Raw genomic sequence first — 12,430 nt, forward strand, 5'->3', positions numbered from 1 at the left:
AAGTTCCTTACCAGTTGCCGATATCGGCTGCATCCCCATCGCCGCCCGGCTTACTATCGCTGCCAAGCGAATATAAATCGTAGTCGATGCCGTGCGATGGCGGCTTAGCATAGATGTAATCCGCCCCCCATGGATCTTTCGGCACTTGCCGTTTGCTTAAATATGGGCCGCCCCAGACCGATACGCCTTGAGGCTTTTCAATCAAAGCGCGCAGTCCTTCGCTTTGCGATGGATAACGTCCCGTGTCCAAACGGAAAGAATCGAGAGCGCGGGACAATAGTTCAATCTGCGCCTTGGTCGCTTTAATCTGCGAAGAGGATACTTGGCCGAACAAGCGCGGTGCAATCAACGCCACCAACAAAGCGATAATCGCCATAACCACCAATAATTCCACCAAGGAAAAACCGGATTCCGATTTTGATCCTGGACGGCGCTTATATAAAGTATGTTCGGTCATAAAATCCTCTTACGGGAAAGCATAGGCTATTTCGGAATGAAACGGATTAATCTGTATTTTATACAAGATCGCGGTGGGATAGCCAGTTTTTTTCTGCACCACCCGGAATTCCGACGCAATTCCGGTTCCATCACTGTAAAAAATGGCCAATAATTGTTTGCCCAAATAACCGGTTGGCGCAGGCCGATTGATTTCGAGTATTATATCTTTATCCAGGGTTAAAGTTTGCCCGCCGGGTTCGGCAACGATATTCGGCGCCTGCCAATAAATGAATCTTGTTTTACCTTCGTTTAAAGCGGCGTTCTGTTGCTGCTGCAAAAAAGCGACCATGGCCGGTACCGGCGGTTTAGCCGGCAAAGACAGACTGGGCACGATCATTGCGGTCAATAGTGCAATAATACCAAGCACTAATAGCATTTCCAGCAGCGTAAAACCGGAATTATGGCGACAAAAAGGCATATGGTTATTCATCTTATCTTTACTTTTTAGTGAAAAAATAGACTAATATCCAGAGTACAATTTATCCCTTTTCCTCATCCGAGGCTGTTATGCGAATTTATCTTTATCTTGCCGGTTTTTGTGTAATCCTATTATTGGCGTTTTCCGATAAGCTGGTTTATGCCCAGGCGATCCCGTTTAATTTTGTCAAACAATGGGAAGCTATCCCATCGGAATCGCTGGCGAGTTTAATCGCGCGTCCGGAAATTCATTTTGTCGGCAGCGATGTCGGAAAAATCGACGACGGCATGATGGTCAATGTAACGTATCTCGAAAATACCGGTACACCCAAAGCATTGTATCGTTGCGTGGAATATGTTCGGGAATGGCAATTTGAAACCATCCAGACAAATTGTTATATGGCGATCACGCCGCAATCGACGGTAAAGCGATAAAAAAATTATCGGCACAAACAAAAAGGGCGGGAAATTTCCCGCCCTTTCGCATTTTAAAATCAGCTTCTAAAAATTAGTGAGCTGGTTTTGGAGCCGGAGCTGCTGGCAAAGCCGAAGCTACCGACCAACCTGGGATCGAAGCGCCGTTCAGATCGCCTGGTTTTTTGTCCATGCTGTAGGTGTACAGCGGGCTGCCGTTGAAAGCCCATTGGTTGCCGTTGATCACGGTGAATGGACCAACTGGTTTATCGCTGCTGCTTGCTGCCAAAGCTGGCCACATTTTCGCGCATTCGCCAGAGCAATTCGATTTGCCCGAGCTGTCTTTGCTGTAGGTATATATGGTCATACCGGAAGCGGTGGTGAAATATTCACCTTTTGGGCCGGTTGCTTTTTTCACGCCGGCTGGCAAAGTTGCTTGCATAGCTTGCATCGTTGTGCCAGTGGTTGCAGATGGGGTAGTACCAGTTGCAGTTGTGTTGGTCATGCCGGTGGTAGTTTCAGTATTGCTGCTTGCAGATGCTGGGGCAGATTTGGTAGTTTCCGATTTCATCGAGCCGTGTGACGAGGTAGCGGATTCATTTGCCAAAACCGGGCCAGCAACAAAAGCTGCCAACGCGGCAATGATCAATAGCTTTTTCATATTTTTCTCCTAAAGAATTAAAAAGCGAGTTAATTAATGAGCTTATTTAAAGCCGATTTTTCAGGCAAAAAAAAGGCTTTTCTACAGTTTTCTGCCGAAATTTTGGAAAACGCCTTGGCCTGTGGAATAGTTTGCCAATTGCGGCGGAAATGTGGCATGGTGCTTTTACTAATGGCAAAACACCGCCACAATATTGCTGAAATTAAGTAGTTATAATGGGTTATTACCAATTTTGGAGTTAGGCAATGGCAGCAAAAGTAGCACTAGTGGACGATGATCGTAATTTTTTGACCTCTTTATCGATGGCTTTACAGGTCGAAGGGTTCGACGTATCGACGTATTCAGATGGCGAAGAAGCCCTGAAAGGCCTTTCCGGCAAACCGGCGGATATCGCCATCCTGGACATTAAAATGCCGCGCATGGACGGCTTCGAACTACTGAACAAATTGCGCAAGCAAACCGGTATGCCGATTATTTTCCTGACTTCCAAAGACGAAGAGATCGACGAAGTGATCGGATTGCGTTCCGGCGCGGATGATTATATCCGCAAACCTGTGCCACAACGCGTATTGCTAGAACGCATTCGCGCCTTATTGCGCCGGCAGAATTTAAGCAAGGAACAAGCGCTAAAACAACCGGCAAGCAAAGAATCGCAATTGACGCGCGGCAGTCTATCGCTTGACTCGGAACGCCATTCCTGCACATGGAAAGGTCAGGAAGTGGATTTGACCGTGACCGAATTCTTATTGCTGCAAGCATTGGCATCGCGCCCCGGCATCGTGAAAAACCGCGACAAACTGATCGATGCGGCTTATGGCGAAAATATTTACGTCGATGACCGTACTATCGACAGCCACATCAAACGGATGCGGCGCAAGTTCCGCGAAATCGATAATGACTTCAATTATATTGAAACTTTGTACGGCGTGGGCTATCGCTATAAGGACGAAAATACCAAGTCCTAATCGTGTCCGTACCCATTTCTAAATCTTCCAAGCCAATACCGTCGCTGTGGTGGCGCGGCCGCGCGTTTTGGCGTAAAAAAAATTCATCGAATGCAAAAAAAATAATTTCTCCGCTTACCCGCCGGGTGTTGGCGGTTAACAGCATTCCATTAATCGTATTGCTGGCGGGATTGTTGTATATGGATCAATACCGCGAAAGCCTGCTGCAGGCGGAAATTCAAACTTTAAAGATTCATGCCAGTATTTTCGCCGATACGCTGGGCGAACTTGCCGTCGAATCGATGCCGGATGGGCAAGATGGATTGCTGATCCAACCGGCGCGCGATGTCATTCGCCGCATTGTGCCGCCAACCCGCACCCGTGTGCGTTTATATGATACTAGCGGAAAGTTGGCGATCGACAGCCGCGTTCTGGGCGGCCGCAAAGGCAAGATAAACAGCATGGTGCAGATCCAGGATTTGGACAAAAACAGCGAGAAAAAAACTTTTTCGCTTAGCAAATCTATTGGAAACTTCTTGGACGATGTCGGCATGCATACATCCAGATCCTGGCATAAATTGCCGGAATACCAAGAAAACAGCGATCAAAGCGCGCGCGATTATCCCGAAGCGGTCGCAGCATTGGATGGCGATTCCGGCAGCATGGTGCGCCGTTTGGAATCCGAAGGCGATTCCGATTTAATTATCACCGTCGCAGTGCCCGTACAACATTATCGTCATGTGTTGGGCGCATTGGTTGTATCGAAAACCAGCGAAGATATCGAAAAGATTATGGAAGATGTTTGGTCTTCTATTCTCAAGGTGTTTACGATGGCGCTGGCGGTGACATTATTGCTTTCCGCCTATTTAGCACGCACTTTATCGCGGCCGATGCTGCGTCTGGCGGACGCTGCCAACCGCATGCGGATTTCCAAAAACCGCAATATCATTATTCCAGACTTGTCCGGCCGCAATGACGAAATTGGCGACTTATCAATGGCGATGCGTGAATTAACCGAAGCATTGTGGAACCGTTTGGATGCGATCGAGCGGTTTGCCGCCGATGTGGCGCACGAAATTAAAAATCCGCTGAACAGTTTACGCAGCGCGGTTGAAACCGTAGTACGATTGCAAGATCCGCAAAAACAAAAACAGTTACTACAAATTATTTTCGATGATGTGCAACGCTTGGACCGTTTGATCACCGATATTTCCGAAGCTTCGCGCGTTGACTCCGACATATCCAAATCCCCTACCAAGCCAATTGATGTGATCAAATTGCTGGCGCCGTTGGTCCAGGTGTACAGCCAGCAATATCGTCCGGAAAATATCACCATTGATTTATTTGTCGATCCGACTTTGCAATTCTACGTGCTCGGCATTGAAAGCCGCATTATTCAAGTCATGCGCAATTTGCTGGATAACGCGATTTCCTTTAGTCCCAAAGATGGCACGGTCGGCGTTCATATTCATAGCGACCGCAACCACATTGAAATTTGCGTCACAGATCAAGGCCCTGGCATCCCGCCGAACAAGCTGGATAAAATTTTTGAACGATTTTACACCGACCGCCCGGATGGCGAAAAATTCGGCCAGCATTCCGGCCTTGGCTTGAGCATCAGCCGCCAAATTGTAATGGCCATGGGCGGAAATCTGACTGCCACCAATATATATAATGAAAAAAACAAGGTTATTGGGGCCAAATTCTGCCTGTCCTTGCCAGCCACCCGCCCTTAGTTCCGCCCTAGGCGAACTGATTTAGATTTGCTATATAGACAGTCTCTTATTTTACCAATGAGTTTTTTTATGATCGGTGTTGTCCTTGTTGCCCATGGCAACCTTGCCCAAGAATTTATCAATGTGCTCGAGCAAATCGTCGGTCCGCAAGAGCGGATTTTGGCTGTCGGCATGGCGCCTAATGATAACATGGAATCGCGCCGTACCGAAATTATGGATAAAATAAAACAAACCGATACCGGCCAAGGCGTTATTGTCATGACCGATATGTTCGGCGGCACGCCGTCGAACCTTGCGATTTCGTTGCTTGATAAAACCGGCATCGAAGTAATCGCCGGATTCAATCTGCCAATGCTGATTAAACTTGCCAGCGCACGTAAAACCATGGCGATTAAAGACGCTGTTTTAGAAACCCAGGAAGCCGGCAGACGGTATATTCACGTAGCCTCGCAGATCCTTGCGGCAGATGCATAATCCATGGCCGCCGTTACAATTCAAACCGGTGCCTTAGGCATAAAGAAAAAAGTACTTGTTACCAATGCCCGTGGCTTGCATGCCCGCGCCGCCGCCAAAGTCGTCAAGTTATCGGAACAATTTCAATGCGATATCACGGTGCGGCATGGCGATCAGTCCGCATCCGGCAAATCCATGCTGGATTTATTGATGTTGGCGGCAACGCCAGGCAGCGAGATTGAAATCGAAGCCCACGGCGCGGATGCCGTCAACGCGGTCGATGCGTTGGCCGCCCTGGTGACGCGTAAATTCGACGAAGAATAATTATATACAGCCCGTCTAAGATACTGGCCCTGATAATGGGATTTTGCTATATATTGGCCATAATTACTTATCTGATGAAAGGATTCCCACCATGTCCCCCACAGCCCCAAAAGCCGTTTCCCAAGATTACAAAGTCGCCGATATCAAATTGGCCGAATGGGGACGCAAGGAAATTAAAATCGCGGAATCCGAAATGCCAGGCTTGATGGCGCTGCGTTCGGAATATGGAAAATCGCAGCCATTAAAAGGCGCGCGGATTGTCGGCTGTTTGCATATGACCATCCAAACCGCCGTTTTGATTGAAACATTGCAGCATCTGGGCGCGACTATTCGTTGGTCGTCTTGCAATATTTTCTCGACCCAGGACCAGGCTGCGGCCGCGATTGCCGCAACCGGCACGCCAGTATTCGCTTGGAAAGGCGAAACCGAAGAAGAATATGAATGGTGTATCGAGCAGACTATTCAAGGCCCCAACGGCTGGACACCGAATATGATTCTGGACGATGGCGGCGATTTGACCAAAATCATGCATGAAAAATATCCGCAGATGATGAAAGACGTTCGTGGCGTATCCGAAGAAACCACCACCGGCGTGCATCGTTTGTACGAGATGGAGAAAAAAGGCAAACTGGTGGTCCCGGCAATCAATGTCAATGATTCGGTGACCAAATCCAAATTCGACAATCTATACGGTTGCCGTGAATCTTTGGTCGACGGCATCAAACGCGCCACCGATGTGATGATGGCCGGCAAAATCGGCGTTGTCGCCGGTTTTGGCGACGTGGGTAAAGGTTCGGCGGCATCCATGCGCAGCCAAGGCGCCCGGGTCATTGTTACCGAGATCGATCCGATTTGCGCGTTGCAAGCCGCGATGGAAGGATATCAGGTTATGACCATGGATCAGGCCGCGTCTATCGGCGATATTTTCGTTACCGCCACCGGCAACGTCGATGTCATCACCCTCGATCACATGCGTAAAATGAAAGACCGCGCCATTGTTTGCAATATTGGCCATTTCGACAACGAAATCCAAGTTGGCGCCTTGCAAAATTTGAAATGGGAAGAAGTAAAACCGCAAGTCGACGAAGTGGTATTCCCGGATGGCAAACGCCTGATCATCTTGGCCAAAGGCCGTTTGGTCAATTTGGGTTGCGGCACCGGCCATCCAAGCTTTGTTATGTCCACATCCTTTAGCAACCAGGTTCTGGCGCAAATCGAATTATGGAACAATCATAAGCAATATCAGAACAAGGTCTATAAATTGCCGAAACACCTCGATGAAAAAGTGGCAAGATTGCACTTGGACAAACTTGGTGTACAATTAACGCAATTGACCCCTGCCCAAGCCGAGTATCTTGGTGTAAAACAAGAAGGTCCTTTCAAAACAGACGCATATCGTTATTAATCCATGCCCCTTGCGGTAGATCCATTTCACTTGCTCATCGGCGGCGCATTGGGCGCCAGCGCGTCTGGGCTGGTTTTTTGGGCCGCCTACCGCATGACGCTGAAGCCAAAATTAAAATCCGCGCGGGCACGGGCGGCATATTTGGAAAAATCCGCCCGTCTGTTAGAAGCTTCGATCAACCAAAACACCGAGGCGGTGTTGTTATGGCCGGCCGACAGCACCGAAGAAGTCGCTTCCGCCCAACTGCACGAATTGTTAAATATCCCATCGCAAATCCGCAAAGTCGGATTGATTGACGTTCTAAATTTATTCGAAGGTTCCGCGCGCGGCGAACTGGATTCTTTCTGCCGTGGACTTCGGTCGAATGGCGAATCTTTCCGGCTGAATTTAAGCAGCGCGCGATTAAAAAGAACTTTCGGCATTCAAGGCACAAGATTGCTAAGCGACAAAGGATTGTATTTGGGCGATGTGCTGCGCATCCGCGACCGGACCGAAGAATTGAACGAAATCGGCCGGTTGAGTCAGGAAGTCAAAACACTGGGTGTCGACGCGCGCCGGTTGCGCGATGTTCTGGATGCGATTCCCGTACCGATTTGGCTGCGCACACAGGATCTGGCGATTGCGTTCTGCAACAAAGCCTACAAAAATGCGGTCGAAGGCGATCCGACACAGGCCGCCGCCGCAAGCGCCAAAAAATTTGAAATCGGCGCTGGCGCCTTGGGATCGGATGGCCGCGGCCTTGCGCAAAAAGCGGTTAACAATAACCGCCCCATGGCCGAACGGCATCATATTGTGATGGGCGGCAATCGGCGCTTGGTCGAATTGCACGAAATTCCAATTATCGCCGGCAGCACGGTTGCCAGCATCGCCGGATGCGCGTTGGATTATTCCAACTTGGATGAAACACGCCGCGAATTGGACCGCCAGGAAAAAGCGCAGGGCGATTTGCTGGAATCGCTCGATTCATCGATTGCTATTTTCGGCACCGACCGCCGTTTGCGATTTTACAATACCGCTTTTGCCGAACTGATGAAATTGGAAGCCACCTGGCTGAATACCAAGCCGGATTTAGGCGAATTGATGGAAGCGATGCGCGACCGTCGCTTATTGCCCGAAGTCGCCAATTTCCCGGAATTCAAGAAAAGCTGGATGGAATTATTTTCGACATTGCTAGATTCCAAGGACGAATTGATGCATTTGCCGGATGGCCGCACCTGGCGCATGCTGACAACCCCGCATCCTTTGGGCGGTCTTGTATTCGTATTCGAGGACGTGTCCGACCGCTTTAAACTGGAAGCTTCGCATCACATGCTGTCCCAGGTTCAGCGCGAAACCATCGACAACCTTTATGAATCCATCGCGGTGTTCGGCGAAGACGGACGATTGAAATTGTACAATCCGGAATTCGCCAAGTTGTGGAAACTGGACGAGAAAAAGCTGCAAGCCGAGCCGCATTTGACCGATATTACCGATTGGACCAAAGGATTTTTCGAAGGCGAGAAACGTTGGACCGAATACCGGCAAAAATTGATCCAATCGCATTCCACGCGCGCCCGCGAAGCGGGGCAGATGGGCCGCAGCGATGGATCGACGCTGGATTATTCCATCGTTCCCCTGCCCGACGGCGGATCGCTGTTTTCCTATGTCGATGTAACCGACAGTGTCCGCGTCGAAAAAGCCTTGCGGGAACGCACCGAAGCGCTGGAAGCCGCCGATCAATTGAAATCCGAATTCGTCGCCAACGTATCGTACGGTTTGCGCGCGCCATTGACTTCGATCATCGGATTCGGCGAAATTCTGAACAACAATTATTTCGGCAAGCTGAACGACAAACAAAAAGAATATACCAAGGGCATTCTGGACGCTTCGCAAAAGCTTTTGACCCTGATCAACGACATTCTGGATCTGGCCACCATCGAAGCCGGGTACATGACTTTGCAATACAGCAATTTCGATGTCCAGCCGATGTTGGCGTCGGTTATCAACTATGTGCGCGATCGCGCGGCGGCGCAGGGCCTTACCATTGATTTCGATTGCCCGATCGATGTGGGCAAAATCACCGCCGACGAACGGCGTTTGCGCCAGGTATTGTTCAATTTGCTGACCAACGCGATGAATTTCACCCCGTCCGGCGGCAAAGTCGAATTGAAAGGCGAGCGCAAAGGTAAGGAAATATGGATTACGGTTGCCGATAACGGCGCCGGCATTCCCGCCGAAGATCAGGCGCGCGTATTTGAAAAATTCGAACGCGGATCGGGGAAAAAATCCGGCGCGGGACTTGGATTGTCGCTGGTTAAATCACTGGTCGAACTGCATGGCGGCAAAGTGGAATTGGATTCCGCCGCCGGCAAAGGCACCACGGTGATTTGCAAATTGCCGGTCAAGGCAACCGAAACCAAAGCCAAGAAATAACAATCGCTTACAATACAACAGCTTATTTATTCCGGATTGACAATGGTCCGAGGTAATCTTACCCTAAGCCAAAAGGTATGAATATGATTGACCGGAAAACATTAATTGCAGACAGAATTGAACGGCACCGTCGGCGCAGCGGCGTGCAATTGTCCCCGCGCGCCTATGTCATGGCGGTGCAAACCATGCCTTTGCACGGCAATGCGGACATGGAAGCCGTTTATTTGAAAAGATTTATCAACCGGCGCGAGCGCGCTGGCCGTAAGGCGTTGCGCGCAGCCAAACTCGCGGCGCAACACGGCAACCGCCAAGAATTTCTTGCATCCATGCAGGCCGTCGTAAGTGTTTTGAATGACGGCATCGGTGCATCCCGTTTTGGGTCTTCCATGCTGGAATTGCGGGGCTTGACCTTGGGCTTGGTTTCCGAACCAAAAGGCATAAGATGCTCTTTCCAAGTTTTTGGTTTTGGCAATCTGTCGGTTCTGACGCATCTTAAAACGCCACCGAATAAACCATGCTTGACCAGCCACGAAAAGAGCGAACGGGAATTGGCCGAATGGCGCGCCAGGCTGGCAGCCAAATTAAAAAGTTCGGCAGAACGGGTTTACTAAGCCGCTTTATCCGCCCCCGGCACGCCCTTGGTGGTCGAATATTCGAAATGCAATTCCTGATTCGGATTGATGATTTTATACGCGGCGTGCGCGGCGATCGCACCTTCGGCGAAACCGGTTAAAATCAATTTCAATTTACCCGCATATTTGGCGATATCGCCGATGGCGAAAATGCCCGGCTGATTGGTGGCTGCCGTGGCCGGGTCGACCGCAATATAATTGTGATCCAGATTCAAACCCCAGTTCGCAATCGGTCCCAATTCCATCGACAAGCCGAAAAACGGCAGTAAACAATCGGCCTCTAACTTGCGTTTTTGTCCATCCAAAGTTTCCAGAATCACATTTGAAATCTGGCCGTTCGCGCCTTCGAGCGCGGATAATTGATATGGCACAACCAATTCGATTTTCCCGGCATCGGTCAGTTGTTTCAACCGCGCTACCGATTCCGGTGCGCCACGGAATTTATCCCGCCGGTGAACCATATAAATCTTTGCGGCTATATCATGCAACGATATCGCCCAATCCAGCGCCGAATCGCCACCACCGGCAATCACAATACGACGCCCACGGAAATCTTCGCGGGCGCGGACCATATAATGCACCGATTTGCCTTCATACTTCTCGATCCCCTCCAGCGGTGGGCGATTGGGGCCAAACGCCCCGCAACCGGCGGCGATAATAATCGTCTTACATTCAATTTTGGTGCCTTTGGATGTTTCGATTTGCCAGCCATCTCCCACACGGGTCAATTTCTGTACTTGCTGGCCCAAATGAAATGTTGGCGCGAACGGTGCAACTTGTTGTTCCAGATTCTTGATCAAATCCGCCGCCATCACCTGTGGAAAGCCTGGAATATCGTAAATCGGCTTTTCCGGATAAAGCGCGGTGCATTGCCCACCGGTCATATCCAGGGCATCGATCACATGGCATTTCAAACGCACCATGCCGCATTCAAAGACCGCAAATAAGCCAACTGGCCCGGCGCCAATAATCGCCACATCCGTTTTATGCATTTTTATCCCTTAGATCCTATGCTATGACTTGATAATAATGGACAATATAACGTCTTTTTCGAATTTATCACTAGCGGAATTAGAAAGCTTGGCGGCAAGGCTGGGCGCTATTTTACGCGCTGGCGATACTATTGGGCTTTCGGGCGATTTGGGCGCCGGAAAATCGACCTTTACCAGGGCTTTGTTGCGTGCACTGGGTATTACCGAAGACATTCCCAGCCCTACTTTTACCCTGGTTCAATCTTACGAAACCCCAAAAGGCGCGGTTTATCATGCCGATTTGTACCGGTTGAACGACCCGCGCGCTTTATATGAAATCGGCCTGTTGGACGATATGGACGCGAATATCCGCATTGTCGAATGGGCGGAAAAAGCTGGCGGCATGTTGCCGGACAATGCCCTGTGGTTAAAGCTGGACTTTACAGATAATACCGAGCAGCGTAATTTAACCGCCAGCTTCAATCAAGATTGGGCCGCGCGCCTGAAGAATATTCAATGACAATAACCCGCGATCAACAAATTCATAAATTTCTGCATGATGCCGGATGGGCCGATGCCAAGCGTGTTCCGATGCGCGAAGATGCCAGTGCGCGCAAATATTACCGTCTGCAAAAACAAACGCAAAGCGCCGTATTGATGGATGCCGCGCCGCCATTCGAAGAAGTCGGAGAATTCGCCCGCAAAGCGGCAATTTTTTCATCTTATGGATTGTCCATTCCCAAAATCTATGCGCGCGACGATGCGCACGGACTTTTATTGATCGAAGATTATGGCGAGATCAGTTTTGCCAACGCGATCCGCAGCGGTGAAAATGGCGGCGGATTATACCGCGATGCGATTGCGGCATTGACGCATATGCACAGCCAGGCCGATATCCAAGCGCGCAAATTGCCGCCATTGGACGATGGCCGCCTGATTTATTTGGTCAGCTGGATTATCGAATGGTATATCCCATTGATACAGCCGCAAACATTGTCGCGCACCATCCGCGAGAAATTTTTTGAACTATGGACGGACACATTCAAAATCATGCGCGCCGTTCCGCATCACGCGATTCATTTGGATTATCAATTCCACAATTTGATGTTATTGCCGGGCAAAGCGTCTTATGGGCGTTGCGGCATTTTGGATTTTCAGGACGCTTGTTATGGCCCCGTCAGCGCGGATTTAGTGATGCTATTGCAAGACGCGCGCGAAGACGTGCCGGACAATATTGTTAAAACCGGCCTGGATCAGTATTTACACGCCTTTCCAAAAATTAATCGCGACGATTTTATGGCATCTTACGCCGCCTTTGCCGCGCATAACGCCGCACGAATTCTGGGATTATTTGCCCGGCTTAAAATACGCGACGGCAAGGGCCAGTATTTATGCCATATCCCGCGCAATCTAAAATATTTTGAGGATAATTTGCGCCATCCCGCGCTGGCCCCGATCAAGCAATGGTTCGATACCCATGTTCCGGCCGAAAAACGGCTGGCGATTCCGGACTTGAAGGCGGCTTAGCCGCCCTGCTACAATAAACCTGCACAAAAACAGGTT

The 12,430-nt window shown here is 49.8% G+C and carries 14 protein-coding genes; 10 read left to right on the forward strand and 4 right to left on the reverse strand.

What is annotated here, in order from left to right:
- Positions 1 to 7 precede the first annotated feature (7 nt).
- Positions 8 to 457: a type II secretion system protein GspG gene (gspG, locus tag EYC62_09500; GenBank protein ID TAH32249.1), complete on the reverse strand. Its 450-nt coding sequence runs from the start codon at positions 455 to 457 to the stop codon at positions 8 to 10.
- Between the two features lie 9 nt (positions 458 to 466).
- Entirely contained in the window at positions 467 to 928 is a 462-nt protein-coding gene (locus tag EYC62_09505; protein TAH32250.1) for a prepilin-type N-terminal cleavage/methylation domain-containing protein, read from the reverse strand.
- 77 nt (positions 929 to 1,005) lie between these two features.
- Here EYC62_09505 and EYC62_09510 point away from each other — a divergent pair, with 77 nt between their 5' ends.
- Positions 1,006 to 1,350, forward strand: coding sequence for a hypothetical protein (locus tag EYC62_09510; protein ID TAH32251.1), 345 nt, complete (start codon positions 1,006 to 1,008; stop codon positions 1,348 to 1,350).
- Positions 1,351 to 1,423: 73 nt separating this feature from the next.
- Here EYC62_09510 and EYC62_09515 read toward each other — a convergent pair whose 3' ends face one another.
- Positions 1,424 to 1,990, reverse strand: coding sequence for a hypothetical protein (locus tag EYC62_09515; GenBank protein TAH32252.1), 567 nt, complete (start codon positions 1,988 to 1,990; stop codon positions 1,424 to 1,426).
- 245 nt (positions 1,991 to 2,235) lie between these two features.
- Between EYC62_09515 and EYC62_09520 the strand changes: the two genes are divergently transcribed.
- The 7 genes from EYC62_09520 to EYC62_09550 all read left to right on the forward strand — a co-directional run bounded on the left by EYC62_09520 (position 2,236) and on the right by EYC62_09550 (position 9,875).
- Positions 2,236 to 2,955 carry a response regulator transcription factor gene (locus tag EYC62_09520; GenBank protein ID TAH32253.1) on the forward strand — a complete coding sequence of 240 codons (720 nt, stop codon included), beginning with the start codon at positions 2,236 to 2,238 and terminating at the stop codon, positions 2,953 to 2,955.
- A gap of 2 nt (positions 2,956 to 2,957) precedes the next feature.
- Positions 2,958 to 4,670, forward strand: a complete 1,713-nt coding sequence (locus tag EYC62_09525) for a HAMP domain-containing protein (protein ID TAH32254.1) — start codon at positions 2,958 to 2,960, stop codon at positions 4,668 to 4,670.
- A gap of 69 nt (positions 4,671 to 4,739) precedes the next feature.
- The gene (locus EYC62_09530) at positions 4,740 to 5,144 is read left to right on the forward strand and encodes a PTS sugar transporter subunit IIA (protein ID TAH32255.1); all 405 of its coding nucleotides are present in this window, start codon (positions 4,740 to 4,742) and stop codon (positions 5,142 to 5,144) included.
- A 3-nt stretch (positions 5,145 to 5,147) separates the two neighbouring features.
- Entirely contained in the window at positions 5,148 to 5,447 is a 300-nt protein-coding gene (locus EYC62_09535) for an HPr family phosphocarrier protein (protein ID TAH32256.1), read from the forward strand.
- A gap of 91 nt (positions 5,448 to 5,538) precedes the next feature.
- A complete protein-coding gene (locus EYC62_09540; GenBank protein ID TAH32257.1) occupies positions 5,539 to 6,852 on the forward strand; it encodes an adenosylhomocysteinase in 1,314 nt (437 codons plus the stop codon).
- Positions 6,853 to 6,855: 3 nt separating this feature from the next.
- On the forward strand, positions 6,856 to 9,264 hold the full coding sequence (locus tag EYC62_09545) for a PAS domain-containing sensor histidine kinase (protein TAH32258.1): 2,409 nt from the start codon (positions 6,856 to 6,858) through the stop codon (positions 9,262 to 9,264).
- A 77-nt stretch (positions 9,265 to 9,341) separates the two neighbouring features.
- Positions 9,342 to 9,875 (forward strand): hypothetical protein, encoded by a 534-nt coding sequence (locus tag EYC62_09550; GenBank protein ID TAH32259.1) that lies wholly within the window; start codon positions 9,342 to 9,344, stop codon positions 9,873 to 9,875.
- Here EYC62_09550 and EYC62_09555 read toward each other — a convergent pair.
- Complete coding sequence (locus tag EYC62_09555) at positions 9,872 to 10,888, reverse strand: NAD(P)/FAD-dependent oxidoreductase (GenBank protein TAH32260.1); 1,017 nt, start codon at positions 10,886 to 10,888, stop codon at positions 9,872 to 9,874. The genes EYC62_09550 and EYC62_09555 overlap by 4 nt on opposite strands.
- Positions 10,889 to 10,925: 37 nt before the next feature.
- On the opposite strand from EYC62_09555, the gene tsaE reads away from it, so the two are divergent.
- Together tsaE and EYC62_09565 are read left to right on the forward strand one after the other, a co-directional pair.
- Positions 10,926 to 11,387 carry a tRNA (adenosine(37)-N6)-threonylcarbamoyltransferase complex ATPase subunit type 1 TsaE gene (gene tsaE, locus EYC62_09560; protein ID TAH32261.1) on the forward strand — a complete coding sequence of 154 codons (462 nt, stop codon included), beginning with the start codon at positions 10,926 to 10,928 and terminating at the stop codon, positions 11,385 to 11,387.
- Positions 11,384 to 12,394, forward strand: a complete 1,011-nt coding sequence (locus EYC62_09565) for a hypothetical protein (protein ID TAH32262.1) — start codon at positions 11,384 to 11,386, stop codon at positions 12,392 to 12,394. The genes tsaE and EYC62_09565 overlap by 4 nt, the downstream gene beginning before the upstream one ends.
- Positions 12,395 to 12,430: the final 36 nt, after the last annotated feature.

Source organism: Alphaproteobacteria bacterium, assembly GCA_004295055.1.
GTDB lineage: Bacteria > Pseudomonadota > Alphaproteobacteria > SHNJ01 > SHNJ01 > SHNJ01.

Excerpts from the sequence above, each read along its gene's own strand:
- gspG (TAH32249.1), bottom strand. The coding sequence starts at position 457 with ATGACCGAACATACTTTATATAAGCGCCGTCCAGGATCAAAATCGGAA.
- EYC62_09505 (TAH32250.1), bottom strand. The coding sequence starts at position 928 with ATGAATAACCATATGCCTTTTTGTCGCCATAATTCCGGTTTTACGCTG.
- EYC62_09510 (TAH32251.1), top strand. The coding sequence starts at position 1,006 with ATGCGAATTTATCTTTATCTTGCCGGTTTTTGTGTAATCCTATTATTG.
- EYC62_09515 (TAH32252.1), bottom strand. The coding sequence starts at position 1,990 with ATGAAAAAGCTATTGATCATTGCCGCGTTGGCAGCTTTTGTTGCTGGC.
- EYC62_09520 (TAH32253.1), top strand. The coding sequence starts at position 2,236 with ATGGCAGCAAAAGTAGCACTAGTGGACGATGATCGTAATTTTTTGACC.
- EYC62_09530 (TAH32255.1), top strand. The coding sequence starts at position 4,740 with ATGATCGGTGTTGTCCTTGTTGCCCATGGCAACCTTGCCCAAGAATTT.
- EYC62_09535 (TAH32256.1), top strand. The coding sequence starts at position 5,148 with ATGGCCGCCGTTACAATTCAAACCGGTGCCTTAGGCATAAAGAAAAAA.
- EYC62_09540 (TAH32257.1), top strand. The coding sequence starts at position 5,539 with ATGTCCCCCACAGCCCCAAAAGCCGTTTCCCAAGATTACAAAGTCGCC.
- EYC62_09545 (TAH32258.1), top strand. The coding sequence starts at position 6,856 with ATGCCCCTTGCGGTAGATCCATTTCACTTGCTCATCGGCGGCGCATTG.
- EYC62_09550 (TAH32259.1), top strand. The coding sequence starts at position 9,342 with ATGAATATGATTGACCGGAAAACATTAATTGCAGACAGAATTGAACGG.
- EYC62_09555 (TAH32260.1), bottom strand. The coding sequence starts at position 10,888 with ATGCATAAAACGGATGTGGCGATTATTGGCGCCGGGCCAGTTGGCTTA.
- tsaE (TAH32261.1), top strand. The coding sequence starts at position 10,926 with ATGGACAATATAACGTCTTTTTCGAATTTATCACTAGCGGAATTAGAA.
- EYC62_09565 (TAH32262.1), top strand. The coding sequence starts at position 11,384 with ATGACAATAACCCGCGATCAACAAATTCATAAATTTCTGCATGATGCC.